Source organism: Nocardiopsis changdeensis (assembly GCF_018316655.1).
Lineage (GTDB): Bacteria > Actinomycetota > Actinomycetes > Streptosporangiales > Streptosporangiaceae > Nocardiopsis > Nocardiopsis changdeensis.
In genome coordinates, this window is record NZ_CP074133.1 from 6,173,334 (window position 1) to 6,199,543 (window position 26,210).

Below are 26,210 nucleotides of genomic sequence, written 5' to 3' on the forward strand. Positions count from 1 at the left end.
GAGGTGCGCGGTCCGGTGCCCGGTCTGGGGCCGGGGTCGCGGGTACGTGCGGCTTTCACCCCCGGCGGCTGAGGTGCGCGGTCCGGTGCCCGGTCTGGGGCCGGGGTCGCGGGTACGTGCGGCTTTCACCCCCGGCACTGACCGGTACCGCGGTCATCCGCGGGAGTAGGCAACAGCGTGGAGCGTCCTCACCGCCGCCGGCGCCCCCAACCTTTCCAGGCGGTGCGGGTGTGCGCGCTCCGGGTGCACCCGGCTCCGGCAGTCACACCCCCACCACCCGCCACGCGCGCCCAACGATTCCCCCCGGCGGTCTGCCGTGCGCCGACTGCGGCCGGGGCCGGGCCCACCCGGCGCGGACCGCCCACCCCAAGCGGCCGGCCTCTTGGAAACCTACAACTACCTCGGCGAAGACCCCCTGGGGCCGGGGGCTCCACTGGCCTGACACGGCTGGGGCGAAGGTCCCAATCGGGTGAGAAACCCCCTGGGGCGGAGGTGCTGCGACGCCTTCCGGCTGTGGCCGAGGCCCCCAGGGCACAAAAAAGGGGGCCGCTACGCGACCCCCTCTAAAACAGGGAAAGCCCCCACCCGAAGGCAGGGGCTCTCAACCCGAAAAAAACCGTGGCGGCAACCTACTCTCCCACCCCACCACAGGGCAGTACCATCAGCGCAAGGAGACTTAACGACCGGGTTCGGAAAGTAACCGGGTGTGACCCTCCCACCATAACCACCACGGAAACCCACACCGCAACCCCACCCCAACCAGGACAGGGAAACGGAAGCTTCCACAGTTATGTGAACATGTATGCGCGAGCACCCAATTATCTGCAGCGGACAAGCCCTCGGCCTATTAGTACCGGTCAGCTCCACCCCTCACAGGGCTTCCACACCCGGCCTATCAACCCCATCGTCTCTAGGGAGCCTTACCCTCTCAAAGGAGGCAGGAGACCTCATCTCGAAGCAAGCTTCCCGCTTAGATGCTTTCAGCGGTTATCCCTCCCGAACGTAGCCAACCAGCCATGCCCTTGGCAGGACAACTGGCACACCAGAGGTTCGTCCGTCCCGGTCCTCTCGTACTAGGGACAGCCCTTCTCAAGTCTCCAACGCGCACAGCGGATAGGGACCGAACTGTCTCACGACGTTCTAAACCCAGCTCGCGTGCCGCTTTAATGGGCGAACAGCCCAACCCTTGGGACCAACTCCAGCCCCAGGATGCGACGAGCCGACATCGAGGTGCCAAACCATCCCGTCGATATGGACTCTTGGGGAAGATCAGCCTGTTATCCCCGGGGTACCTTTTAGCCGTTGAGCGACACCGCTTCCACACGCCGGTGCCGGATCACTAGTCCCAGCTTTCGCTCCTGCTCGACACGTCCGTCTCACAGTCAAGCTCCCTTGTGCACTTACACTCAACACCTGATTACCAACCAGGCTGAGGGAACCTTTGGGCGCCTCCGTTACTCTTTGGGAGGCAACCGCCCCAGTTAAACTACCCACCAGACACTGTCCCCGAACCGGATCACGGCCCAAGGTTAGATGCCCGAAACAGTCAGAGTGGTATTTCACCAACGCCTCCACCACCACTAGCGTGGCAGTTTCACCGGCTCCCACCTATCCTACACAAACCATCCCAAACACCAATGTCAAGCTATAGTGAAGGTCCCGGGGTCTTTCCGTCCTGCTGCGCGAAACGAGCATCTTTACTCGTAGTGCAATTTCACCGGGCCCATGGTTGAGACAGTGGGGAAGTCGTTACGCCATTCGTGCAGGTCGGAACTTACCCGACAAGGAATTTCGCTACCTTAGGATGGTTATAGTTACCACCGCCGTTTACTGGCGCTTGGATTCCCAGCTTCACAGGGCGAACCCCGTTAACCGGTCCTCTTAACGTTCCAGCACCGGGCAGGCGTCAGTCCGTATACAGCGTCTTACGACTTCGCACGGACCTGTGTTTTTAATAAACAGTCGCTTCCCCCCGCTATCTGCGACCCCACCCAGCTCCAGCCGCAAGGGCTCTCACCAGACAGGGCTCCCCTTCTCCCAAAGTTACGGGGACAATTTGCCGAGTTCCTTAACCATGGTTCACCCGAACGCCTCGGTATTCTCTACCTGACCACCTGCGTCGGTTTAGGGTACTGGCCGCTCACGAACTCGCTAGAGGCTTTTCTCGACAGCATGGGATCACTCACTTCGCCAAAAACGGCTCCGCATCACGTCTCAACCTTCATGGGGGCGGATTTGCCAACCCCCGGCCTACACGCTTACCCCCGGACAACCACCGCCGGGTAGAGCTACCCTCCTGCGTCACCCCATCACTTACCTACTACAAGCTCGGATCCCAGACCAGCACAGCAACCCGTCCCGAAGGACAGAAAGCCTACCAGCGTGGTTAGCATCACCTGATTCGATACTGGGCGCTCGTGCACGGGTACGGGAATATCAACCCGTTATCCATCGACTACGCCTGTCGGCCTCGCCTTAGGTCCAGACTCACCCTGGGCGGATTAACCTGCCCCAGGAACCCTTAGTCAATCGGCGGCAACGTTTCTCACGTTGCTTTCGCTACTCATGCCTGCATTCTCACTCGCACGCCCTCCACCACACGATCACTCGGCGGCTTCACCGAACGCACGACGCTCCCCTACCAACCCCACCCCAAAGGTGGAGCTTCACAGCTTCGGCGGTGTGCTTAAGCCCCGCTACATTATCGGCGCAGAACCACTTGACCAGTGAGCTATTACGCACTCTTTAAAGGATGGCTGCTTCTAAGCCAACCTCCTGGTTGTCTCAGCAACTCCACAACCTTTCCCACTTAGCACACGCTTAGGGGCCTTAGCTGATGATCTGGGCTGTTTCCCTCTCGACTACGAAGCTTATCCCCCGCAGTCTCACTGCCACGCTTCACTTCACCGGCATTCGGAGTTTGTCTGACGTCAGTAACCTTGTCGGGCCCATCAGCCAAACAGTAGCTCTACCTCCGGCAAGAAACACGCAACGCTGCACCTAAATGCATTTCGGGGAGAACCAGCTATCACGGAGTTTGATTGGCCTTTCACCCCTACCCACACCTCATCCCCCAGGTTTTCAACCCTGGTGGGTTCGGGCCTCCACGAGGTCTTACCCCCGCTTCACCCTGGACATGGGTAGATCACTCCGCTTCGGGTCCACAGCATGCGACTCAAATCGCCCTATTCAGACTCGGTTTCCCTACGGCTACCCCACCCGGGTTAACCTCGCCACACACCATGACTCGCAGGCTCATTCTTCAAAAGGCACGCCATCACCAGATACAAGACCCAGCTCTGACGGCTTGACAGCACACGGTTTCAGGTACTATTTCACGACCCCTCACCGGGGCACTTTTCACCTTTCCCTCACGGTACTAGTGCACTATCGGTCACCAGGACGTATTTTGGCTTAGCAGGTGGTCCTGCCAGATTCACACGGAATTCCTCGGGCTCCGCGCTACTCGGGGACAGCGTCAACACCCGACCAGAACCTTCACCTACGGGACTCTCACCCACTCCGGTACCGCTTCCCAACGGTTTCAGCTAGCTCTGATCTCAAGTGCTCCGGGCCGGCAGACCCGAAAAGACACGCCCCACAACCCCGCACACGCAACGACTGCCGTCTATCACACGCGCACGGTTTAGCCTCTTCCCCGTTCGCTCACCACTACTAGGAGAATCACTGTTGTTTACTCTTCCTACGGGTACTGAGATGTTTCACTTCCCCGCGTCACCACCAACCGCCCTATACATTCAGGCGGCGGCAACCCGACACAACTCGGGCTGGGTTCCCCCATTCGGACACCCACGGATCACAGCTCGGTTGACAGCTCCCCGTGGCCTATCGCGGCCTCCCACGTCCTTCATCGGCGCCTGGTGCCAAGGCATCCACCGTATGCCACTATCACTTGGCCACTACAGATAACAAGATGCTCGCGCACACTATTCACAAATCAAAACACCAACCGCGTTCTCCGCTACCACTCAGACAAACCCCCGCCCCGCCTCCCTCAGGAGAGCAGGACACACAGGAGATTCTGAGAGTTCTCAGAGGCGGTCCGCGGGAACCAACCGACCCGCCTAGCCCGAAACCGGACCAAGACGAGGGTTGCTTCCTCAGACACCCAACAGCGCGCCCCCCGAGGCTTCTAGGACCCCCGGAGGTGAAGTTCGATATGAATTTCTACAGCCATCCCGACCTCTCACCGGCCACCAGGGCCAGGAGCATCGGGTCCACTTTCGAGTCCGGCCAACCATCGGAAAAGTGTTGGCCTTGAAAGACTCCTTAGAAAGGAGGTGATCCAGCCGCACCTTCCGGTACGGCTACCTTGTTACGACTTCGTCCCAATCGCCAGCCCCACCTTCACTCACTCCCTCCCCGAAGGGTTAGGCCACAAGTTTCGGGTGTTGCCGACTTTCATGACGTGACGGGCGGTGTGTACAAGGCCCGGGAACGTATTCACCGCGGCGTTGCTGATCCGCGATTACTAGCGACTCCACCTTCATGGGGTCGAGTTGCAGACCCCAATCCGAACTGAGACCGGCTTTTAGGGATTCGCTCCACCTCACGGTATCGCACGCCCATTGTACCGGCCATTGTAGCATGTTTGCAGCCCAAGACATAAGGGGCATGATGACTTGACGTCGTCCCCACCTTCCTCCGAGTTGACCCCGGCAGTCTCCCATGAGTCCCCACCATTACGTGCTGGCAACATGGAACAAGGGTTGCGCTCGTTGCGGGACTTAACCCAACATCTCACGACACGAGCTGACGACAGCCATGCACCACCTGTCACCCGCCAACCAAATGACCCTGTATCTCTACAGGTCCACGGGTGATGTCAAACCTTGGTAAGGTTCTTCGCGTTGCGTCGAATTAAGCAACATGCTCCGCCGCTTGTGCGGGCCCCCGTCAATTCCTTTGAGTTTTAGCCTTGCGGCCGTACTCCCCAGGCGGGGCGCTTAATGCGTTAGCTACGGCGCGGAAACCGTGGAAAGTCCCCACACCTAGCGCCCAACGTTTACGGCATGGACTACCAGGGTATCTAATCCTGTTCGCTCCCCATGCTTTCGCTCCTCAGCGTCAGGTAAGGCCCAGAGACCCGCCTTCGCCACCGGTGTTCCTCCTGATATCTGCGCATTTCACCGCTACACCAGGAATTCCAGTCTCCCCTACCTACCTCTAGCATGCCCGTATCCACTGCAGAACCGGGGTTAAGCCCCGGTCTTTCACAGCAGACGCGACACGCCGCCTACGAGCTCTTTACGCCCAATAATTCCGGACAACGCTCGGACCCTACGTATTACCGCGGCTGCTGGCACGTAGTTAGCCGGTCCTTATTCCCCACCTACCGTCAACCCCGGGAGAACCCGGGGCCTGCGTGAGTGGTAAAAGAGGTTTACAACCCGAAGGCCGTCATCCCCCACGCGGCGTCGCTGCGTCAGGCTTTCGCCCATTGCGCAATATTCCCCACTGCTGCCTCCCGCAGGAGTCTGGGCCGTGTCTCAGTCCCAGTGTGGCCGGTCGCCCTCTCAGGCCGGCTACCCGTAATCGCCTTGGTAGGCCGTTACCCCACCAACAAGCTGATAGGCCGCGAGCCCATCCCCGACCGAAAAACTTTCCACCCCCCACCATGCGGAGGAGGGTCGTATCCGGTATTAGACGGCGTTTCCACCGCTTATCCCGGAGTCAGGGGCAGGTTGCTCACGTGTTACTCACCCGTTCGCCGCTCGTGTACCCCGAAGGGCCTTACCGCTCGACTTGCATGTGTTAAGCACGCCGCCAGCGTTCGTCCTGAGCCAGGATCAAACTCTCCATAAAGGTCTTGCACCAGACCAGCGTGGGTCTGGAAACCTAGAAGAAATCCTGACCGAACCATGTCTGGCTCAATCAAAGGAACCTCGCACACTCGAATCTCACCGATTCTCGTGTGACGGGGCCAAAACAAACTTGGCTGTAAAAATCGAACACGCGCTGTTGAGTTCTCAAGAAGCAACCGCCCTTCCCGTACAAGCCCGGAACCCTTGGGTTCCGTGTGCTCTTCCGTGGAAGGCGTCTGCGTTTCCGCTTTGTTGTGTCTTCACTTTATCAGTGTTCCCGTTCCCCGCCAAATCGGCGTTTTCCGGGTCCTTCTGATTTCGGTGAAGGCTTGTGCCTCTTTCGAGGCGACCCGACCGAGTTTACATGGTCGAAGCAGTGCTTCGAACCGCTCACTTCGGAAGGGAGGTTTCGACCGGCCCGTCCGCCCTGATCCCTGGGGATCGGCGTCCGTCTCGCTCGGTCTTGGACAACACTACCCCCGTCCGGGAGTGCTCGTGACGTGTTTGCCGATCCTTGCCCGTGTCGTGTCTTACAGGCGACGGACAAAAACGACGAAGGCCCACAGAACACCGTCTGTGGGCCCTCCGGGGCGGTGTCAGGTCGCGGTCACAGCTTCTCGATGGGCGCGTACTTGACCATCAGGTCCTTCTCCCCGATGTCCGCGCCGAAGTCGATGCGGGCCTTGGTGCGGTCGCCCGTCCCGTCGACCAGTTGGACGCGGCCCATGCCGAACTTGTCGTGGTTGACCAGGTCCCCCACGCTCAGGGTCGGCGCCTCGGTCTTCTGCCGGCTCCGGCCGAAGGTGCCGCCGAAGCCCTCGCCGCCGAAGGAGCGGCCCGACGGGCCGCGGCGCAGGGCGGGCGGGGCGCTCAGGACCGGGGACTCCCCGCGGCGCCAGTCGACCAGGGACGGGGGGACCTCGTCCAGGAAGCGGGAGGGCGGGTTGTACGACGGGCTCCCCCAGGCGCTGCGCACCGCGGCGCGGCTCACGTAGAGCAGGCGCTCGGCGCGGGTCAGCCCCACGTACGCCAGCCGTCGCTCCTCCTCCAGCTGGGTCTTGTCGCCCAGGGTGCGCATGTGCGGGAACACCCCGTCCTCCAGCCCCGTCAGGAACACCACCGGGAACTCCAGCCCCTTCGCCGAGTGCAGGGTCATCAGCGTGACCACCCCGCCCTCGTCGTCGGCGTCCGGGAGCTGGTCGGTGTCGGCGACCAGGGAGATCCGCTCCAGGAAGTCCACCAGCGTGGGCTCGGCGTCCTCCTCGACGACCTCCTCCCCCTCCAGTGCGGCCTCGTCCTCCAGCAGGGCGGTGAAGGTGTTCTCGAACTCCCGCGCCACGTCCACGAACTCCTCCAGGTTCTCCACCCGGCTCTCGTCCTGGATGTCCTTGGACTCGGCGAGCTCGGAGAGGTACCCGGTCTTGTCGAGGACGGCCTCCACCAGCTGCGACGGGCTGGACGCCTCCACCAGCGCCGCCAACTCGTCGAGCAGGGCGGTGAAGTTGCGGACGGCGTTCACCGAGCGGGTCGCCATCGCCGGGACCTCGTCGACCCGGCGCAGCGCCTGGGCGAACGTGATGCGCTCGCGGGCGGCGAACAGCTCCAGCGACTCCTCGGCCCGGGCGCCGATGCCGCGCTTGGGCACGTTGATGATGCGGCGCAGGCTGACGGTGTCCTCGGGGTTGGCGAGCACGCGCAGGTAGGCCAGGACGTCGCGGATCTCCTTGCGCTCGTAGAAGCGCACCCCGCCGACGATCTTGTACGGCAGGCCCATCCGGATGAACACGTCCTCGAAGACCCGGGACTGGGCGTTGGTCCGGTAGAACACCGCCACCTCGCCCGGGGTGATCGCCCCGTCGTCGGTGAGCTTGTCGATCTCCCCCACCACGAACGCGGCCTCGTCGTGCTCGTTGTCGGCGACGTAGCCGACGATGGGCGTCCCCTCGCCCTGCTCCGACCACAGGTTCTTGGCGGGCCGGCCCTCGTTGCGCTCGATGACGGCGTTGGCGGCCGACAGGATCGTCTGGGTGGAGCGGTAGTTCTGCTCCAGCAGGATCGTGCGCGCGTCGGGGAAGTCGCGCTCGAACTCCAGGATGTTGCGGATGGTCGCGCCGCGGAACGCGTAGATGGACTGGTCGGCGTCGCCGACCACGCACAGCTCCGAGGGCGGGACGACCGGCGCCTCCTGCTCCGCCCCGACGAGCTCGCGGATGAACACGTACTGGGCGTGGTTGGTGTCCTGGTACTCGTCGACCATGACGTGCCGGAAGCGGCGCCGGTAGTGCTCCGCGACGTCGGGGAACATCTGGAGCAGGTTGACGGTGACCATGATCAGGTCGTCGAAGTCCATGGCGCCGGCCTCGTGCAGGCGGCGCTGGTACAGCCGGTACGCCTCGGCGAGCTTCTTCTCCTGCTCGGTCTGGGCCTGCTCGGCGAACGTGTCGTAGTCGACCAGCTCGTTCTTGAGGTTGGAGATCTGGGCGGAGAAGGACTTGGGCGGGAACCGCTTGGGGTCCAGGTCCATCTCCTTGCAGACCAGCTGCATGAGCCGCGCGGAGTCGGCGGAGTCGTAGATGGTGAAGCCGCTCGGGTAGCCGAGGCGGTGGGCCTCCCGGCGCAGGATGCGCACGCACGCCGAGTGGAACGTCATGATCCACATGCTGGCGGCGGCGCGCGCGCCGAGCAGGGCCTGGATGCGCTCGCGCATCTCGGCGGCGGCCTTGTTGGTGAACGTGATCGCGAGGATCTCCCCGGGGCGCACCCCCCGCGCGGCCATCAGGTACGCGATGCGGTGGGTGAGGACACGGGTCTTGCCCGAACCGGCTCCCGCGACGATGAGGAGCGGGCCGCCGCCGTGGGTGACCGCCTCGCGCTGGGGACCGTTCAGACCTTCGAGAAGCTGCTCTTGGGAGGACACGGATCCAGGTTACGGCCGGTCGGAGACAGGGCCCGCCGGGCGCGGTGCTTCACAACCCGATCGGATGTTCGTCCCGTTTAGGCTGTTCCTCTGATGACTCTGGGCCTCCGCACGGGCGGGGGCCGTCGCTCGTGTTCGGGGGTTCTTGTCATGCGCGTGTTCGTCGACTGCGATCCGGGGATCGACGACGCGGTCGCGCTCGCCTATCTGGCGGCGCGGCCGGAGGTGGAGATCGTCGGGGTCGGCGCGGTCTTCGGCAACGGCGGTGTGGACGTGACGGCGGACAACGCCCTGCGTCTGCTGGAGCTGTACGGGCGGCCGGAGGTGCCCGTGGCGGTGGGCGCGTCCCGGCCGCTGGTGCAGGAGCCGAGGCTGGCCCCGCACGTCCACGGCGACAACGGGCTGGGCGGTGTGGAGCTGCCCGAGCCGGCCGGGGCCCCGGTGGACGGGAGCGCCGCGGAGTTGCTGGTGCGGCTGGCCCGCGAGTACCCCGGCGAGCTGGACGTGCTGGCGGTGGGCCCGCTGACCAACCTGGCGATCGCCCTGGGCCTGGAGCCGCGGCTGCCGGAGCTGGTGCGCAGACTCGTGGTGATGGGCGGCGCGGTGCGGGTGCCGGGCAACGTGTCCTCGCACGCCGAGGCCAACATCAACAACGACCCGGAGGCGGCCGAGGCCGTGTTCGGCGCCGGGTTCGACCTGGACCTGGTGGCGCTGGACATCACCATGGAGACGGTGGCCACCGGCGGGTGGCTGGAGGAGCTCAAGGCGGTGCCGGGTGTGCGGGCCGCGCGCACCTCGGAGTTCCTGGACTTCTACGCCGACTTCTACAAGGGCATCTTCGGGGTGCGCCAGTGCGCGATGCACGACCCGCTGGCGGCGGCGGTGCTGGTGGACCCGCACCTGGTGACGGAGGCCGTCGAGGTGCCGGTGCGGGTGGAGCTGTCCGGGTCGCTGACCCGCGGCATGACGGTGGCGGACCTGCGGCTGCGCCCCGGCGGGGACGGCCGGCGGCCGGCGCGGGTGGTCACGGCCGTGGCCGGCGAGGAGTTCCTCGGCCGGATGCTCGACGCGCTGCGCTGACCCCGTCCCCCGGGTCCGCCGGGCCCGGGGGCGTCAGACGAGCCGTCGGGCGGTGGCCCAGCGGCTGAGCTCGTGCCGGTTGGAGAGCTGGAGCTTGCGCAGCACCGACGACACGTGGGTCTCCACGGTCTTGACGGAGATGAACAGCTCCTTGGCGACCTCCTTGTAGGCGTAGCCCCGGGCGATGTGCCGCAGTACCTCGCGTTCGCGCTGGGTGAGGCGGTCCAGCTCGGGGTCCACGGGCGGGGCGTCGGTCGCCGAGAAGGCGTCCAGGACGAACCCGGCCAGGCGCGGGGAGAACACGGCGTCGCCGTCGGCGACGCGCACGATGGCGTCGGCGAGCTCCTTGCCGGAGATGGTCTTGGTGACGTAGCCGCGGGCTCCGCCGCGGACCACGCCGATCACGTCCTCGGCGGCGTCGGACACCGACAGCGCCAGGAAGCGGATCTGCGGGTGGCGGGCCAGGACGCGGCGCAGGACCTCCACACCGCCGCCGCCGGGCAGGTGGACGTCGAGCAGGACGAGGTCGGGCTGCGCCCGCTCGATCACCTGCACGGCGGAGTCCACGTCGCCCGCCTCGCCGACCACGTCGACGGCGTCGCCGAGTTCTCCCCGGACCCCGCTGCGGAACAGGCGGTGGTCGTCCACGATCACGACGCGGGGTGGCGCGCCGCCGTCACTGAAGGTCGTGCTGCTGTCGTCTCCCACAACGGGAACTCTACCCACGGCCCGGCCCGCTCCACATCCCGGTCCCTCCTCCGACGTACCTTTCCGGTGCGTCCGCAACGCCCTACACCTCGGGGATGCGCGGCATGCGCAGCTGGACCTCGGTGCCCTCGCCCGGGGCGGTGCGGATGCGCGCGGAGCCGCCGTGACGGTCCATGCGGCCCAGGATGGAGCCGCGCACGCCCATGCGGTCCTCGGGGATGGAGTCGAGGTCGAACCCGGCGCCCCGGTCGCGCACGAACACCAGCACCTCCTCGGGCTCGACCTCCCCGAACACGGAGATGGTGTCGGTGCCCGCGTACTTGGACGCGTTGACCATGGCCTCGCGGGCGGAGCGCAGCATGGCGTGCAGGCCGTCGTCCACCGGGCAGTCGCCGACGCAGACCACCTCGATGGGGATGCCGTGCTCCTCCTCGACCTCGGCGGCGACGCGCTCCAGGGCCGGGGAGACGGTGGTCTCGGCGTCGGCGGGGCGCTGGTAGAGCCAGCTGCGCAGGGCGCGCTCCTGCACCCGGGCCAGGCGCTGCACCTCACGGGGGTCCTCGGCGCGGCGCTGGATGAGGGTGAGGGTGTGCAGCACGGAGTCGTGGATGTGGGCGGCCAGTTCGGCGCGTTCGGCGTTGCGGATGCGCTCGCGGCGCTCGGCGTCGCGTTCGCGGACCAGGCCGACGATCCACGGGGCGACGATCAGGGCGACGCCCGCGAGCAGGGTGAACGCGAAGGTCAGCCCGGCGCGGGCGTTCTGGAGCTGCTCCTGGAAGACGAGGAACCCGATGACCCCGACGACGACCAGGAGGACGCCGGCCAGGGCGCGCATGAGCCCCTTGCCGCGGCCGACCGTGCTGGTCATCCACTCGTCGCGCTGGCCGGGGTTGGCCTGCTGCCACAGGATGACGGCGCCCAGGGTGCCGAACACCACGAACCACAGCAACGGGTCGAAGACGCCGCCGAACAGCAGGAACAGGAAGCCGAGCCCGGCGGCCAGGCCGACGTAGGCGACGAGCTGTGAGATGTCGCGGCCCTTGCGGCGGCCGTCGGCGGCGCGCGCCTCGTCGTCCTCCCCGCGTCCGGTGTCCTCGGCGGGGACGAAGAAGAAGAGGGCGACGTACACGGCGATCCCGATGCCGCCGACGGAGAGCGCCATGAAGGCGAGGCGGACCACGACGGGGTCCACCCCCAGGTGGCGGGCGAGTCCCGCGGCGACACCGCCCAGCAGTCTCCCGTCGGCCGCCCGGGTGAGCCTGGGGGTGTCGTCCGCGACCGGTGTCACCCGGTCGCCGCTTGCTTTGTCCATGTCTTCCGTCCGTGCGCGTTGCCGGTCCGGGGCGCACGGGTGCCCCCCGTCGACTCCAGCATGCACCGGGCCGCGGGCCGCGGGCATCGGGGTGGAGCCCCCGGATGTGCCGGGGCGGGCGGTCAGGGTGGGGTCAGGGTCGTCCCGGATTCCCCTGATCACCGCCGGCGGGTGACCATGGGTGTGTGAGGAGAGTGCGGTGAGCGACCATGAGTGAGGATTCGGCCCCCACGGGATCCGACGCGCCCGCGGCCGGGACGGTTCCCGTCCCGGAACGGGAGCTGCGCAAGGCGGACGACGACCGGGTCCTGGCCGGCGTGTGCTCCGGGCTGGGGCGCTACACGCGGACCGACCCGGTGGTGTGGCGGGCGGCCTTCGCGCTGACCTCGTTCGCCGGGGGCACCGGACTGCTGCTGTACCTGGTCGCGTGGATGCTCATGCGGGACGCGCGGGGCGGTCCGGCGACGATCGAGCAGATGCTGAACCGGAGCATCCCGCCGCGGACGGTGCTGAAGCTGCTCGCGGTGGGGCTGGCGGTGGCGACGGCGTTCAGCCTGGTCGGTGGTTTCGGCTGGTCGACTCTGGTGCTGGCGGTGCCGCTGGTGCTGGGGGTGCTGGCCGCGCGCGGCCGCGGGGTGGACCTGCGGTCCGCGTTCACCGGTCTGGGCGAGGAGCTGCGGGCCAAGGCGCCGCCGCCGGAGACGCCGGTCGCGGGTCCGAGCCCGAGCTACTACAACCCGGCGCAGCCGTGGGCGTCGGCCCCCACCGGTCCGGTGGACCTGGCGGTGGTGGCCGAGCGGACGATGGGCGGCGACCGCTCGGACGGCGGGGACGGGGACGAGGGCCCCGGCGACGGGGATCATGACGGCGGGGACCGCGGCCCCGGAAGGGACCGCGGGAAGGCGAAGCCCCGGCGCGGGGCGCCGTTGGCGGTGCTGGCGCTGTGGACGCTGCTGGCCGTCGCGGTGGTGGCGCCGGTCGCGGCGTTCGGCGGCGACTCGTCGGTGTGGAGCGCCGACACGGCGCGGCTGCTGCTGGGCCCCGAGACCGGCGTGTACTTCCTGGCCGGCGCGCTGGGGCTGGTCGGGCTGCTCGCGGTGGTGGGCACCTGGGCGGGGAACCCGCGGGGGCTGGGCTTCCTGGGCCTGGTGCTGACACTGGGCCTGGTGCTGGTGTCCGTGGTGGACGTGACCCGGGTGCGGATCGGCGAGGACGTGTGGCGGCCGACCACGGTCGCGCAGGCGGAGGCCGGGGGCGCCCCCCGATTCACGGTGGGCGACCTCACGGTGGACCTGACCGCGATCGGGGACCTGGAGCCCGGGGAGACCGTGGACGTGCGGGCGGGGATCGGGCGGGGGCGTCTGGTCCTGCTGCTGCCCGAGGAGGCCCGGGCCCGGGTGCGGGCGGACGTCGGCCTCGGGTCCCTGGTACCGCTCGGCGGGAACGGGGAGAAGGAGGAGCAGTTCGGCATCACCCGGGAGTTGAGCGAGGTGTTCGAGCCGGTCGGCGGGGCCGGGGACGACGAGGTCCCCCTGATCAGAGTGGACACCGACATCCGCGTCGGGACTGTGGAGGTACGGCATGGCGAAGCGTAGAACGGACTGGGGGTCGCTGGTCGCGGGGCTGCTGTTCCTCGGACTCGCCGTCGCGTTCGTCGTGCGGGGCACCGGGGAGTGGGAGTTCGGTGTCTGGTGGGCGGTGCCGGTGGTGCTGGCGGGGCTGGTGCTGGCCGGGGTGGTCCGCGCGGTACAGCGTTCGCGGTCCCGCGCCCGGGAACGGGCCCGGGAACGCGCCGAGGCGGCCGGGACCGCCGTCTCCGACGGGGGCGGGGACGGGGACGACGGCCCGCCCCGGGGGTGAGGCCGGGGACACCAAGGGGGCGCGGCATCCGCCGCGCCCCCTCGTGCGTGTCCGCCGGTCAGCCGTCCGCGGCCGGGCGGTGCTCGGCGATGGCCGCGAAGTCCTCCACCCGCAGGGACTCCCCGCGGGCGCCGGGGTCGATCCCGGCGGCGCGCAGCGCCCGCTCGGCGGCCGGGGCCGAGCCGGCCCAGCCGGCCAGGGCGGCGCGCAGGGTCTTGCGGCGCTGGGCGAAGGCCGCGTCGATCACCCGGAAGACCTCCTCGCGGGTGGCCCGCGTCTCGGGCGGGGTGCGGCGGACCAGCTCCACCAGCCCGGAGTCGACGTTGGGGGCGGGCCAGAACACGTTGCGGCCCACCGCCCCGGCCCGGCGGGCCGCGGCGTACCAGGCGACCTTGGCCGAGGGCACCCCGTAGATGCGGCCGCCCGGGGAGGCGGTGATCCGGTCGGCGACCTCCGACTGGACCATCACCAGGACCCGTTCCAGGCTCGGCAGCAGTTCGAGCAGGTGGAGCAGGACGGGGACGGACACGTTGTAGGGCAGGTTGGCGACCAGAGCGGTGGGGGCCGGGCCGGGCACCTCGGCGACGCGCATCGCGTCGTCGCGGACGACCGTGAGCCGGTCGGCGAGCTCGGGCGCGTGCTCGGCGACGGTGCCGGGCAGCGCCTCGGCGAGCACCGGGTCGATCTCGATGGCGGTGACACGGCTCACGTGCGGGAGCAGCGCCAGGGTCAGGGAGCCCAGACCCGGCCCGACCTCGACCACGACGTCGTCCTCGCCGACCCCCGCGACCCGGACGATGCGGCGCACGGTGCCGTGGTCGATCACGAAGTTCTGCCCGAGGGTCTTGGTGGGCCGGACTCCGAGCCGCTCGGCGAGGACCCGCACGTCGGCGGGGGTGAGCAGGCGGGATCGGTCATCGGGTGCGGGTGTCTGTGTCACCCCCACATCTTGCCAGCCCGGCGGGGGTGGGGGCCGCGACCGCGGGGCCCGCTCACTCGAAGAGGTGGACGCCGCAGTGCGGCCACTGGCTCTGCCAGTTCCCCCCGACCGCGTCGTAGAGCCGCTGGGCGCGCTGCGTCTGCTCCTGGGCGCTGGCCTCGGAGGGCAGCCCGGTGCCGCCGACCGAGTTCCAGGTCGGGACGCTGAACTGGTAGAGGCCGTAGTAGCCGCCCGCGGAGTTGACGGCGGCCGGGTTCCCGCCGGACTCGCACTGGGCGAGGCCGGCCCAGTTGAGGCCGGCGGCCGCGCCGCCGCCCGCCGGGGCGGCGTCCTCGGGCGCCTTGGTGCCGATCTCCACCACTCCCTCGACGGGTTCGGTGACGACCTCCTCCTCCAGGACCTTCTCGACCTCCTCGCCGTGGTGCAGGACGGTGGCGGTGGTCACCCGTTTGACGCCGTCCTCGGGCTCGGTGACGACCTCGCGCTCTCCCTCGGGCAGGTCGGGGTTCTCGCGTTCGGTGGTCCCGGCCTCGATGGGGACCTCCTCGGTGACGGGTTCGCCGACGACCGGGGTGATCCGGACGGTCATGTCGGGGACGGCGGGCTCGTCGGGGGCCGGGGAGACGAGGTCGTGCTCGCCGGGGTCGACCCCGGCGGCGGCCAGGACGTCGGCGACGGTCTCACCGGTGGAACGGGTCTCGGTGCGGACGGTGTCGCGCAGGACGACCATGCGCGGGGCGCGTTCGGCGGTGACGGTGAGCCCGTCGGCGGGGATGGGGGTGTCGTGCCCGGCGGAGAGGGAGACCCCGTCGGGGTCGAGGCCGAGCTGGTGCAGGGCCTCGCCCAGGGTGGCGGCGTTGACGCTGCGGGCCAGCGGGTGGCCGTCGAGTTCGACGGTGATGTCGCGCGGGGAGCGGACCAGGACGTGCTCGCCGGAGGCGACGGGGGCGTCCGGCGCGGGGGCCACGAGGTCGCCGTCGGCGAGGGTGACGCCCGCGGCGTCGAGGGCGTCGGCGACGGTGCCGCCGAAGGTGTGGACGGTGCGCTCGGTGCCGTTGACGTCCACGACGACGGCCCGGTGGGCGGCCAGGGCGGTGCCGCCCGCGGTGAGGGCGAGGAGTCCGGCGGCGGCCGCGGCGAGCAGGGGCAGCGGGGCCCGGCGCCGCGCGCGGCGCCGGCCGCGGGAACGGCGGGAGGAGGTGGTCCTACGGGGCATGGCGGTTCCTGGGATCACACGAAGGAAAGGGGATGCCCGGGGGCGCGATCGGACACGACCCCGCTTTTCCGGCACCGGCATAGCGGCAGTTCGCCGGGGGTGCGAGGCCCGTCGGGCATCGGACACATTAGCACCGGCCTATTGTTCGGTTTTTGGACTCGCCGAAAAAGGAGGCGCCCGAAAACGGAAAGGCGGTCTTTTTCCGCATTATCCTTTTCGATCCGCAGGCACTCCGGACACCACCCCCGGACACCACCCCGGAGCGCCGCCCTGGTGCCGCACTGTCCGACCCGGCACAATGAACCCGAACGTCGTTCTAATCCACCCCTCCTGGAGGCCTTGCACATGGGACCCCTCAACGGAATCCGCGTCGTCGAGTTCACCGGCATCGGGCCGGCGCCGATGGCCGCCATGCTCCTGGCCGACCTGGGCGCCGACGTCGTCCGCCTCGACCGCCCGCAGGCCGCCGAGGCGATGAACGCCGGGCTCCCCGGCCCGCACATGAGCGAGGGCCGCACCGTGCTGGGCGCCGACCTGAAGTCCGAGGAGGGCCGCGCCCTGGCCCGCGACCTCGTCGAGCGCGCCGACGTCCTGCTGGAGGGGTTCCGCCCCGGGGTCATGGAGCGGCTGGGCCTGGGCCCCGACACGTGCCTGGAGCTCAACCCCCGGCTGGTCTACGCCCGCGTCACCGGCTGGGGCCAGGACGGCCCCCTGGCGAGGACCGCCGGGCACGACATGAACTACATCTCCGTCAACGGCGCCCTGCACGCCATCGGCCGCGCGGACGGCCCGCCGGTCCCGCCGGCCAACCTGCTCGGGGACTTCGCGGGCGGCACCATGTTCACGGTCACCGGCATCCTGGCCGCCCTGGTGGAGCGCGGCGCCTCCGGGCGCGGACAGGTCGTGGACGCCGCCATGGTCGACGGGTCGGCGCTGCTGATGTCGATGATCCACGAGGACCGGGCGCGCGGGTCCTGGAGCGACGAGCGCGGCACCAACTACCTGGACACCGGCGCCCCCTGGTACGACGTCTACGAGTGCGCCGACGGCCGGTACGTGTCCGTGGGCTGCATCGAGCCGCAGTTCTACGCCGCCTTCCTGGCGGGCACCGGGCTCGACGGGGAGGAGCTGCCCGGCCAGTGGGACCGCTCGGGCTGGCCGGTGCTGCGGGAGCGGTTCGCCGAGGTGCTGCGCACCCGCGGCCGCGACGAGTGGGCGGCGGTGTTCGAGGGCGTGGACGCCTGTGTGATGCCGGTCCTGTCCCTGGAGGAGGCGCCCGACCACCCGCACGTGCGCGCGCGGGGCACGCTGGTCCGCGAGGGCGGCCGCGTGGTCCCGGGCCCGGCACCCCGCTTCTCGCGCACCCCGGGCGGGGTGACCCGGGGGCGGCCGCAGCCGGACACCGCCGAGGTCCTCAAGGGATGGGGCCTGGGCACCTGAACCGGTCCGTCCGATACCCGGCTCCCGGGCCCGCGGGAACGGAGATCCGAAAGGGGATCCCCGGACGGATTCGGACGGGTCGGGCGAGTATCCCCCGATGGGCGCTCCGGGGTCGCTAGGGTGGCGAGCTCAGGTCGAGCGCGCGACGGGGGGTCCGCGATGCCACGACGGTTCGTCAGTGCGGTATCGGCGCTTCGGGGGGCGGCCGGAGCCGCGGGGGCGGCGCACCGGAGGGCGGCCGGCACGGTGCCGGCGCGCTGGTGCGCGGCGGTGGTGGCGGTCGCCGCCCTGCTGTGCGCCGCCCCGTCCTCGTGGGCGGACCCGGGCCCGACGGGCTCGGGGGCGCCCGTCCGGCAGCCGGACGTGCCGGTCCCGGCCGGGGAGCCCCTGGTTCTGGTCGGGGTGCCGGGCCTGCTGTGGGAGGACATCACCCCCGGGCACACGCCCACCCTGTGGGAGATGGCGGAGCGGTCGGCCATCGGGAACATGTCGATCCGCACCGCGACCTCGCGCACCTGCCCCACCGACGGATGGCTGTCGGTGTCGGCGGGCGACCGCGCCCTGGCCGCACGGGAGGACTTCGGGGTCTGCGAGCCCGCGCCCCGGCCCGAGCGCACCGGCTCCGGCGCGGTCGTCCCCGGGTTCGACTCGTACGTGCGCCAGAACGCCGAATCGCAGTTCGCGGCGCGGGTGGGGCTGCTCGGCGACACCGTGCAGCGGTACGGCGGGTCCACGCTGGCCGTGGGCCCGGGGGCGGCGCTGGGCGTCGCCGACGGCCGGGGGCGGGTCGACCACTACCTGGCGGGGGTGGGCGACCTCGACACCGAACGCCTGGAGGGCGTGGCCCTGGCCGCGGTGGAACTGCCCGACCTCACCCGCCTGTACCCGGAGGACGACCCCTTCTCGACCGACCCCGACGGCCCCGACCGGGACGACGTCCCGCAGGTGGACCGCGAGGAGGCGCTGGAGATGCTGGACGGGCGGCTGCGCACGCTCGTCTCGATGCTGCCCACCGGGTCCTCGCTCATGGTGGTGGGCGTGTCCATGGACAGCGCGCCCTCCCAGCTCACCGCGGCGCTGAGCGCGCAGGTGGCGCAGGAGGGCCCGGCCGGGCCCATCGGGTTCCTGGCCTCGGAGTCGACCCGGCGGCGGGGGCTGGTGGTGCTCACCGACGTCACCGCCACCGTCCTGGCCGAACTGCGGATGGACCCGGAGGCGGCGGTCGCCGGTCGGGCCTGGCACGTGACCAACCGCCCCGCGGACACCGGGGAGTCCGTGCAGCGGCTGATGGACTTCAACACGGCCGCCGTGGTGGTCGGGGCGGCCATCCCCGGGTTCTTCAGCGGGCTGGTGGCGGTCCAGCTGCTGATCTACGCGGCCGCCGCCTACGCCCTGCACCGCTACTCCGACGGGCAGCGCGGCAAGCGGGTCCTGGTGCTGTCGGTGACCCGGATCGTGGCCCTGGCCGGGGCGGCGTTCCCGGTCGCCAGCTACCTGGCCAACCTCATCCCTTGGTGGGCGGCCGAATCGCCGCCCACGGCGCTGCTGCTGTGCGTGCTGGCGGCGGACGCGCTGGTGGTGGTGCTGGCGGTGGCCGGGCCCTGGCGGCGCACGGTCCTGGGGCCGATGACGGTGGTGGCGGGGGCGACCACGGCGGTGCTGTTCGTCGACCTGTGCTTCGGCGCGCACCTGCAGATGAACTCGCCCACCGGGTACTCGCCGATCGTCGGCGGCCGGTTCTACGGGATCGGCAACATCGCGTTCGCCACCTTCGCCACCGGCATGCTCATGGCGGTGGCCGGGATCGCCCACGGGCTCATCGTGCGGGGGCGCCGGCGCGCCGCCGTGGCGGTGGCCCTGGTGGTGGGGGCGGCGTCGGTGGCGATCATCGGCTGGCCCGGCCTGGGCACCGACTTCGGCGGGGTGATCGCGCTGGTGCCGGGCCTGGCGGTGACGACGATGATGATCGCCGGGGTGCGGGTGACGTTCCTGCGACTGTCGGCCGTGGTCGCGGCGGCGGTCGCGGCGATCACGCTGCTGTCGTGGCTGGACTACCTGCGCCCGCCCCAGGAGCGCAGCCACCTCGGGGCGTTCGCCGCCCAGGTGCTCAACGGGGAGGCGGGCACGGTGGTGGCCCGCAAGCTCGGGGCGATGCTGGGCACGCTCGGCAACTGGCAGCTGACCCTGCTCGCGGCCTGCGCCCTGGTGTTCCTGTTCGCGGTGCTCTACCGGCCCACCAACTGGCGGATCGGCGCGCTCCAGCGGGCCTACGAGTACGCGCCGACGCTGCGGGCCGGCCTGACCGGGTCCCTGGTGACCGCGCTGGTGGGGTTCGCCGTCAACGACTCGGGCGTGGCGATCCCGGCGATCGCGCTGACGGTCGCGGTCCCGCTCACCCTGTCGGCGTGCGTGTGGGCGCTCGAACAGGAGGACGAGGACCCGGCGCCGGATCCCGAACCCACCGAGAACGCCCACTGCCTGTGACGCTTACCTCATCGACGCCACGCGGCGCAAACGGCAACGAACACGACCTTGCGTCGCTCACGTCACGAAACGGCCACGGCACTGTGGTAAAGTCCGAGGCTGAGCGGCTGATGCGAGGGACAGCCGGGACCCCGAGGGGGCCGGGCGGTCACCGTCTCCCGAAGATCCCGGCCACCGATCCGGCCGCCGCACCTCCCCCAGGGAGGGAATGACCGCCCCCAGGGGCGGGTTCTTGTTGTCGTGAAGGGTGCGGGAGTCACCCGACACGGCACGCCGCCGTTCTCCGGTCCCGGTGACCCGTGGACCGCCGGGGAACTTCCGACCCGCACTCGGACGTTCCCAGGGTGGCCGCGCTCCGCGCAGGCCCCGTTGCGGAGGAGAAGGCGTCACATCCCCGGCCCCGTACCACCGGGGCGGCACGCGAGGACATGATGAACCATCAGCTTGGCTACCGCGGTAACGCACTGAACGTACCGGTCGACGCCCGCGCCCGGCGCGGGATGCGGCCCGCCTCGCCTGCGCGGCGGGCACGTCCCGACTACGCCGGAGTCGCCATGCCCGCACTCACCATCTCGTCCACCCTGCACGACAGCGGCCGGGTGCTGGCGCTGGACGGCGAGATCGACCTGGCCACCGAGGGGCGGTTCCAGGACGCGGTCACCGAGGCGCTCGTCACGCAGCCGCGCGGGCGCGTCGTCCTGGACTGCACCGACCTGCGCTTCATCGACTCCAGCGGGCTGCGCGTGCTCATCCGCGCGCACAAGACCGCCCGGGAGCAGCGCGCGGTGCTGGCGATCGCCGCGCCGGCCCAGCGGATCATGCAGACCCTGCGGATCACCGCGCTGGACACCCGCATCCCGGTGTTCGGCACCGTCCCCGAGGCGCTGGCCGCGCCCCGGGCCGACAACGGCTGAGGCCGCGGGCCGGGCACGGCCACGACGGACACGGAAGAAGGGGCGCGACCGCACGGGTCGCGCCCCTTCGTGTGCCGGGGGCCGGGGGCGGCGTCAGGCCAGGAGCAGCATCCACACGCCCAGACCGGTGACGGCGAGGTTGACCAGGCCGAACACGACCACCCACAGGGTGCCGGGCAGGCCGGTGAGCCGGGCCAGCTGGTCGGCGTCGGAGTGCGGGGAGGGCTGGCGCACGCGCTGGCGCTGGAGCTCGAACACCGGGCGGATGCCGGCGAACAGCAGGAACCAGATGAACAGGTAGGCGAAGGCCGCCTGGACCTCGCTGGGGGTGAACCAGCTGATCCCGAACACGACCGCGCCGGTGCCCACCACCGAGAGCACGCCGTAGAGGTTGCGGATCATCAGGAGCATCGCGGCCAGCACCACCAGGCTCAGCCACAGCAGCGCGGTGATGTGGTCGGTCATGAGCACGACGATGCCGAGCAGGCCGATGACCGACGAGGCGACGTACCCGGCGAAGACCGTGAGGACCATGCCGACGCCGGTCGGCTTTCCGCGCGAGACGGTGACACCCGAGGTGTCGGAGTGCAGGCGGATCGCCGTGAGCTGGCGTCCGCTGAGCAGCGCCACCAGGGCGTGGCCGCCCTCGTGGGCGATGGTGACGACGTTGCGGGCCACCCGCCACACGGGGTTGAACAGCACGGCCGCCAGGGCGAGCACCGCGGCGCCGATGACGATCCACTGCTCCGGCTCGGGTTGGGTGGTCAGCACCTCCTGCCAGACGTCACCGAAGGTCGTTTCCACCAGTGGTCCCCCAACTGCGTCTCGACGGCTCTCCCGGCCCGGACGGGCCGGGGCACTGCCCGAACTCTAGCGATCCGCCGGGACGGGCCCGAACGGCGCGGATCGGTGCGGAATGTGAGACGGCCGCGGCGGGTCGGCGGTTCGTCCGGACGGCCGAAAGCGGCGGACGGGGGCGGACGCGTGCCACGCTTCGTCGGAGATGTGTCCCGAACCGGGGCGATGAACTGGCCAAACCACTCCGCGCGACCTACAGTCGCAACCGTTGGCTATTGACCAACTACTAAGAGTGAGGAACTTCCGTGAAACGGATCGCTGGAATCGCCCTGATGACGCTCACCGCCGGTGCGGCCCTCGGCCTCGCCGCGGCGCCCGCCTCGGCCGGCGGCCACGACGGCTACGGGTACGACCACGAGCGTCCCGCCCTGGTCCAGGGCCACGAGGGCTACGGCTACGACCTCGAGCGCCCCGCCCAGGTCCAGGGCCACGGCCACGGCCACGGCCACGAGGGCTACCCCGGCTACGGCGACATGCGTCCCGCCCTGCTCCAGGGCCACTCCGGTTACGGCTACTACTAGCCGCACCCGTGACCGAAGGCGCGGCCCGGCTCCGGCCGGGACCGCGCCCCCTCCGGTCATCCGCGCTCGGCCAGCTCCTTCAGGCGCACCAGGGTCGCCTCGATGCCCCGGGCGTTGCGCGCGGGCATCCCGCCCAGCACGTAGAACAGCGGGAACCCCCGGGAGTAGTCGAAGGTCTCGGTCACCCGCGTCCCGCCCCCGGGCAGCTCCTCCAGCTCGTACCGCCACCGGTGCGGGCCGAAGTGCCGCCAGGCGATGAGGCGGTCCTTCTCGTACTCCACCACCCGGTTGGTCATCCTGTACGGCAGGCCGAACATCTTCATGTCCATGCCGAACCGCGCGTCCTGGACCAGCTCCGGCGGACCGAAGAGGCTGCCGCGCACGGTCCCCGATCCGTCGATCTCCGGGTGCCGGGCGGGCGACGCGAGGATCTCGAAGATCCGGGCGGCGGGAGCGTCGACCACCGCGCTCCGGGAAACCTTGTATTCAGCCATGCGGCCATCATGGCAGCACGCCCTGAAGGGATCCTTCCCGCCTCCCGGACCGCACTCACGGCCTGTTCTTTGGGTGCTCTCCTGCGCCGCTGGGGGTTCGTGAGGCGCCCGGCGGGGTTCTGGAGGCCCGGAGGAGATGTCCGAGGAACGAGGATGTCGACGCAGGGCCGAAGGTTCCCGCCCTCGGGGGGCGCCGAACAAGGTAGCCGAACTGCGGCCGCAGGCCGTCCGTTGAGGGCGGTGGCGGGCGACGGGCGGGCCGAAGCGCAGCGGAGGTTCAAATGAACACGCCCTATCCCCGGACCGCGTGCCTCTCCACGCCGGCCAGCTCCCCGGCGGCCACGTGGACCACCCAGAACGACCCCTTGCGCAGTCCCAGCTGCTGGGTGATCGGCGCCCCCAGCCGGGTGAGCGCCTCCTCCATCAGGTCCGGGATCAGCTCCCCGTGCGTGCACACCACCGTGGGCCGCCCGGCGCCGAGGATCTCGGCGAACGCCTCGCGGGCGCCCTTGACGTCGTAGGGCGGGGTGCCCTCCCGGACCGTGAAGGCCCGTTCGGTGCGCATCTGCACGTCCGCCTCCACCGTGTACGGCAGCATCGACTCGGTGCAGCGCGCCGCCGCCGACGACACCACCTCGGGCCGCCCGTAGGCGCCCAGCACCCGCGGCAGGGCCAGGGCGTCGGCCCGGCCGACCTCGTCCAGGGGGCGCAGCAGGTCGCTGTCGTCCCAGGTGCGCTTCTCCCCCGCCGACAGGTGCCGGAGCAGGATGACCGGGAAGGTCGCCGCGGGTCCGGCCCGGAAGTTGTCCAGGACCTCCACGTCGTGGTCGTAGGTGAGGCGTTCGCGCGCCTCCCCCACCGGGACCCACTCGACCCGGTCGACCTCCTCGTTGGCCTGGTAGTCGATGGCCCCGCCGGCTTCGGCGGGGGTGGCCGCCCACCACTCGACCTGCTTGGGCCAGCCGTCCTTGAGGTAGCGCTGCGGGGGCAGGCGGCGGCCCAGCACGGGGTTCAGGCCGGTCTCCTCCTGCACCTCGCGGACCGCGCCGATGATGGGGTGCTCGCCGTTCTTGAGCTTGCCCTTGGGCAGGGTCCAGTCGTCGCGGGCGGGCCGCCGGATGAGGACGACCTCGGTCCCGGCGTCCCCCTCGCGCCACAGCAGGGTGCCGCCCGCCCGGATGGGCTCCAGGTAGCCGCCGACCGCAGCGGTGCGGGGCGGGAAGGCGCTGGTCACCCTGACCTCGCCGGCCCCCTCCGCGGGGGTGTCGCCCTCCGCGCTCATCCGCCCTCCACCACCCGCAGGTGGCGGTCGCCGCGCAGGCTGTCCTGGAGGTCCACCAGGGGCTGCCCGTCGGGGGCGTGGGTGACCCGGTCCCAGATGCCGTCGGGCTGCAGGCGCCACGAGGACGTGTCGTCGGACATCGCCAGGTCCATCAGGCCGATGAGCCTGCGGCACTGCTCCCCGTCGGAGATGCGGACCAGCGCCTCCACCCGGCGGTCGAGGTTGCGGGGCATGAGGTCGGCGCTGCCGATCCACACCTGGGGGCGCCAGCCGTTGGCGAACACGAAGATCCGCGAGTGCTCCAGGAAGCGGCCCAGGATGCTGCGGACCCGGATGTTGTCCGAGAGGCCGGGCACCCCGGCGCGCAGGACGCAGCTGCCGCGCACCCACAGGTCGACGCTGACCCCGGCCTGGGAGGCGCGGTAGAGGGCGTCGATGATCTCCTCGTCGACCAGCGAGTTGACCTTGATGCGGATGTGCGCGGGCTCGCCCTTGAGGGCGTTGTCGGTCTCGACGGAGATCTGCTGGAGCAGGCCCTCGCGCAGGGCCGCGGGCGCCACCAGCAGCCTGCGGTAGTGCTTCTTGCGGGAGAACCCGGTGAGGCTGTTGAACAGGTCGCTGACGTCCTCGCCCACCTCGGAGGAGGCGCTGAACAGGCCGAAGTCCTCGTAGATGCGGGCGGTGCTGGGGTTGTAGTTGCCGGTGCCGACGTGGCAGTAGCGGCGCAGCAGCCCGTCGTCGTCCTTGCGGATGACCATGGACAGCTTGCAGTGGGTCTTGAGGCCGACCACGCCGTAGACGACGTGGCAGCCCGCGTGTTCGAGCTTGCGGGCCCACTGGATGTTGTTCTGCTCGTCGAAGCGGGCCTTGATCTCGACCAGGACCACGACCTCCTTGCCCTCGCGGGCCGCCTCGATGAGCGACTCCACTATGGGCGAGTCGCCGCTGGTGCGGTAGAGGGTCTGCTTGATCGCGACGACCTTGGGGTCGCCGGCGGCCAGGGCGAGGAACCGCTCCGTGGTGGTGGCGAAGGACTCGTAGGGGTGGTGGACCAGCACCTCGCGCTCGCGGATGGTGGCGAACAGGTCCCCGGAGGTGAGCGCGCGCGGCTCGACCGGGACCATCGGCGTGTAGTGCAGCTCGGGGCGGTCCAGGTCGGCGATCTGGGCCAGGCCCGCCAGGTTCAGCGGACCGGGGACCCGGTAGATCTCCTCCTCCTCGGCGCCCAGCTCCTCGGCGAGGATCGCCAGCGTGTCGTCGCTGATGTCCTCCTCGACCTCCAGCCGCACCAGCGGCCCGAAGCGGCGGCGCAGCAGCTCGTTCTCCAGGGAGGTGACGAGGTCGTCGGTCTCGTCCTCGTCGACCTCCAGGTCGGAGTTGCGGGTGACCCGGAAGGCGTGGTGGTCCACGACCTCCATGCCCTCGAAGAGCTGGGGCAGGTGGGCGGCGATGATGTCCTCGACCGGCACGAAGCGGCCGCCGCCCTTGGTGCTCAGCTCGATGAACCGGGGCAGCGAGCCGGGCACCTTGACCCGGGCGAACATGCGGCGCTCGTCGCGCGGGTCGCGGACGGTCACGGCCAGGTTGAGCGACCGGCCGGAGATGTAGGGGAAGGGGTGGGCCGAGTCCACCGCGAACGGCGTGACCAGCGGGTAGATGGAGCGGCGGAAGTACCCGTGCAGGTACTCGCGTTCGGCGGCGTCGAGGTCGTTCCAGCGCACGATGCGGATCCCGACCTCGCGCAGGGCGGGGGCGACGCTGTTCTGGAAGCAGGCGGTCTGCCGCAGCACGAGGTCGTGGGTGAACTCGGAGATCCGTTCGAGCAGGTCGCGGGGGTGGTGTCCGCTCGACGAGGCGACGGAGAGCCCGGTGGCGAGCCGGCGCTTGAGGCCGGCGACGCGGACCATGAAGAACTCGTCGAGGTTGCTGGAGAAGATGGACAGGAAGCGGGCGCGCTCCAGCAGGGGGATGTCCTTGTCCTCCGCCAGTTCGAGGACCCGCTGGTTGAAGCGGAGCCATCCCTCCTCGCGGTCCATGAAACGATCGGCGGGGAGACCTCGGGGCTCGGTGGTGCTGGGACCGGCTGGCGTCGATACGGGTTCCGTGCTCACAGCTGGCAGACTCCCCCCTTTTCATGACCGGCCGGTGACATCCCCGTGAGGGGGAAATGACCGCGACACGACCGCTATGGACCTTCTGTACCCAGATGCACACGAACACCTGCACTTACCGAGCATAGATTGCGCAGGTTTCGGCCCATGCACGTGACAACGGCCGGAATAGGGAAGAAAAGGCGAGCCGACACACCGGACCACCGACCGAACATTCGGACTTTTCGGACCTAAGGCGCGATTCCGCC

16 protein-coding genes and 3 rRNA genes are annotated in these 26,210 nt (G+C 69.8%); 7 read left to right on the forward strand and 12 right to left on the reverse strand.

The genetic code is table 11. The features are described 5' to 3' along the window. Window positions 1-616: 616 nt before the first annotated feature. From rrf to pcrA, 4 genes are all read right to left on the reverse strand, one after another. Window positions 617-732 (reverse strand): 5S ribosomal RNA (rrf, locus tag KGD84_RS27720). A 94-nt stretch (window positions 733-826) separates the two neighbouring features. Continuing rightward, window positions 827-3,920 (reverse strand): 23S ribosomal RNA (locus KGD84_RS27725). Between the two features lie 374 nt (window positions 3,921-4,294). Continuing rightward, a 16S ribosomal RNA gene (locus tag KGD84_RS27730) occupies window positions 4,295-5,826 on the reverse strand. Together the 16S, 23S and 5S rRNA genes form the textbook arrangement of a ribosomal RNA operon. A gap of 606 nt (window positions 5,827-6,432) precedes the next feature. Next, the gene (pcrA, locus tag KGD84_RS27735; RefSeq protein WP_220563285.1) at window positions 6,433-8,742 is read right to left on the reverse strand and encodes a DNA helicase PcrA; all 2,310 of its coding nucleotides are present in this window, start codon (window positions 8,740-8,742) and stop codon (window positions 6,433-6,435) included. Window positions 8,743-8,892: 150 nt separating this feature from the next. On the opposite strand from pcrA, the gene KGD84_RS27740 reads away from it, so the two are divergent. After that, window positions 8,893-9,822, forward strand: a complete 930-nt coding sequence (locus KGD84_RS27740) for a nucleoside hydrolase (RefSeq protein ID WP_220563286.1) — start codon at window positions 8,893-8,895, stop codon at window positions 9,820-9,822. 33 nt (window positions 9,823-9,855) lie between these two features. Here the strand turns inward: KGD84_RS27740 and KGD84_RS27745 are convergent, their stop codons facing one another. Together KGD84_RS27745 and KGD84_RS27750 are read right to left on the reverse strand one after the other, a co-directional pair. After that, window positions 9,856-10,530 carry a response regulator gene (locus KGD84_RS27745; protein WP_220563287.1) on the reverse strand — a complete coding sequence of 225 codons (675 nt, stop codon included), beginning with the start codon at window positions 10,528-10,530 and terminating at the stop codon, window positions 9,856-9,858. 82 nt (window positions 10,531-10,612) lie between these two features. After that, on the reverse strand, window positions 10,613-11,842 hold the full coding sequence (locus KGD84_RS27750) for an ATP-binding protein (RefSeq protein ID WP_220563288.1): 1,230 nt from the start codon (window positions 11,840-11,842) through the stop codon (window positions 10,613-10,615). Window positions 11,843-12,051: 209 nt separating this feature from the next. On the opposite strand from KGD84_RS27750, the gene KGD84_RS27755 reads away from it, so the two are divergent. Both KGD84_RS27755 and KGD84_RS27760 read left to right on the forward strand, forming a co-directional pair. Then, on the forward strand, window positions 12,052-13,437 hold the full coding sequence (locus tag KGD84_RS27755; protein ID WP_220563289.1) for a PspC domain-containing protein: 1,386 nt from the start codon (window positions 12,052-12,054) through the stop codon (window positions 13,435-13,437). Next, window positions 13,424-13,702 carry a hypothetical protein gene (locus tag KGD84_RS27760; protein ID WP_220563290.1) on the forward strand — a complete coding sequence of 93 codons (279 nt, stop codon included), beginning with the start codon at window positions 13,424-13,426 and terminating at the stop codon, window positions 13,700-13,702. The genes KGD84_RS27755 and KGD84_RS27760 overlap by 14 nt, the downstream gene beginning before the upstream one ends. A 58-nt stretch (window positions 13,703-13,760) precedes the next feature. Here KGD84_RS27760 and rsmA read toward each other — a convergent pair whose 3' ends face one another. Beyond that, window positions 13,761-14,648: a 16S rRNA (adenine(1518)-N(6)/adenine(1519)-N(6))-dimethyltransferase RsmA gene (gene rsmA / locus KGD84_RS27765; RefSeq protein ID WP_220563291.1), complete on the reverse strand. Its 888-nt coding sequence runs from the start codon at window positions 14,646-14,648 to the stop codon at window positions 13,761-13,763. 46 nt (window positions 14,649-14,694) lie between these two features. After that, window positions 14,695-15,858 carry a resuscitation-promoting factor gene (locus KGD84_RS27770; protein WP_220563292.1) on the reverse strand — a complete coding sequence of 388 codons (1,164 nt, stop codon included), beginning with the start codon at window positions 15,856-15,858 and terminating at the stop codon, window positions 14,695-14,697. A gap of 345 nt (window positions 15,859-16,203) precedes the next feature. Here KGD84_RS27770 and KGD84_RS27775 point away from each other — a divergent pair, with 345 nt between their 5' ends. From KGD84_RS27775 to KGD84_RS27785, 3 genes are all read left to right on the forward strand, one after another. After that, window positions 16,204-17,298 (forward strand): CaiB/BaiF CoA transferase family protein, encoded by a 1,095-nt coding sequence (locus tag KGD84_RS27775; RefSeq protein ID WP_220563293.1) that lies wholly within the window; start codon window positions 16,204-16,206, stop codon window positions 17,296-17,298. Window positions 17,299-17,544: 246 nt separating this feature from the next. Next, window positions 17,545-19,782 carry a hypothetical protein gene (locus KGD84_RS27780; protein ID WP_255646848.1) on the forward strand — a complete coding sequence of 746 codons (2,238 nt, stop codon included), beginning with the start codon at window positions 17,545-17,547 and terminating at the stop codon, window positions 19,780-19,782. A gap of 554 nt (window positions 19,783-20,336) precedes the next feature. Continuing rightward, window positions 20,337-20,696: an STAS domain-containing protein gene (locus KGD84_RS27785; RefSeq protein WP_220563294.1), complete on the forward strand. Its 360-nt coding sequence runs from the start codon at window positions 20,337-20,339 to the stop codon at window positions 20,694-20,696. 93 nt (window positions 20,697-20,789) lie between these two features. Here KGD84_RS27785 and KGD84_RS27790 read toward each other — a convergent pair whose 3' ends face one another. Further along, entirely contained in the window at window positions 20,790-21,500 is a 711-nt protein-coding gene (locus tag KGD84_RS27790; protein WP_220563295.1) for a M50 family metallopeptidase, read from the reverse strand. A 299-nt stretch (window positions 21,501-21,799) separates the two neighbouring features. Between KGD84_RS27790 and KGD84_RS27795 the strand changes: the two genes are divergently transcribed. Then, window positions 21,800-22,075: a hypothetical protein gene (locus tag KGD84_RS27795; protein ID WP_220563296.1), complete on the forward strand. Its 276-nt coding sequence runs from the start codon at window positions 21,800-21,802 to the stop codon at window positions 22,073-22,075. Between the two features lie 56 nt (window positions 22,076-22,131). Here KGD84_RS27795 and KGD84_RS27800 read toward each other — a convergent pair whose 3' ends face one another. The 3 genes from KGD84_RS27800 to KGD84_RS27810 form a co-directional block, all read right to left on the reverse strand. Then, the gene (locus tag KGD84_RS27800) at window positions 22,132-22,569 is read right to left on the reverse strand and encodes an SRPBCC family protein (RefSeq protein WP_220563297.1); all 438 of its coding nucleotides are present in this window, start codon (window positions 22,567-22,569) and stop codon (window positions 22,132-22,134) included. Between the two features lie 292 nt (window positions 22,570-22,861). Further along, a complete protein-coding gene (locus KGD84_RS27805) occupies window positions 22,862-23,851 on the reverse strand; it encodes an NUDIX hydrolase (RefSeq protein ID WP_220563298.1) in 990 nt (329 codons plus the stop codon). Further along, complete coding sequence (locus KGD84_RS27810; protein ID WP_220563299.1) at window positions 23,848-25,962, reverse strand: RNA degradosome polyphosphate kinase; 2,115 nt, start codon at window positions 25,960-25,962, stop codon at window positions 23,848-23,850. Before KGD84_RS27810 ends, KGD84_RS27805 begins: the two co-directional genes overlap by 4 nt. Window positions 25,963-26,210 lie beyond the last annotated feature (248 nt).

Excerpts from the sequence above, each read along its gene's own strand:
- KGD84_RS27750 (WP_220563288.1), bottom strand. The coding sequence starts at position 11,842 with ATGGACAAAGCAAGCGGCGACCGGGTGACACCGGTCGCGGACGACACC.
- KGD84_RS27775 (WP_220563293.1), top strand. The coding sequence starts at position 16,204 with ATGGGACCCCTCAACGGAATCCGCGTCGTCGAGTTCACCGGCATCGGG.
- KGD84_RS27760 (WP_220563290.1), top strand. The coding sequence starts at position 13,424 with ATGGCGAAGCGTAGAACGGACTGGGGGTCGCTGGTCGCGGGGCTGCTG.
- KGD84_RS27740 (WP_220563286.1), top strand. The coding sequence starts at position 8,893 with ATGCGCGTGTTCGTCGACTGCGATCCGGGGATCGACGACGCGGTCGCG.
- KGD84_RS27805 (WP_220563298.1), bottom strand. The coding sequence starts at position 23,851 with ATGAGCGCGGAGGGCGACACCCCCGCGGAGGGGGCCGGCGAGGTCAGG.
- KGD84_RS27770 (WP_220563292.1), bottom strand. The coding sequence starts at position 15,858 with ATGCCCCGTAGGACCACCTCCTCCCGCCGTTCCCGCGGCCGGCGCCGC.
- KGD84_RS27755 (WP_220563289.1), top strand. The coding sequence starts at position 12,052 with ATGAGTGAGGATTCGGCCCCCACGGGATCCGACGCGCCCGCGGCCGGG.
- KGD84_RS27800 (WP_220563297.1), bottom strand. The coding sequence starts at position 22,569 with ATGGCTGAATACAAGGTTTCCCGGAGCGCGGTGGTCGACGCTCCCGCC.
- KGD84_RS27785 (WP_220563294.1), top strand. The coding sequence starts at position 20,337 with ATGCCCGCACTCACCATCTCGTCCACCCTGCACGACAGCGGCCGGGTG.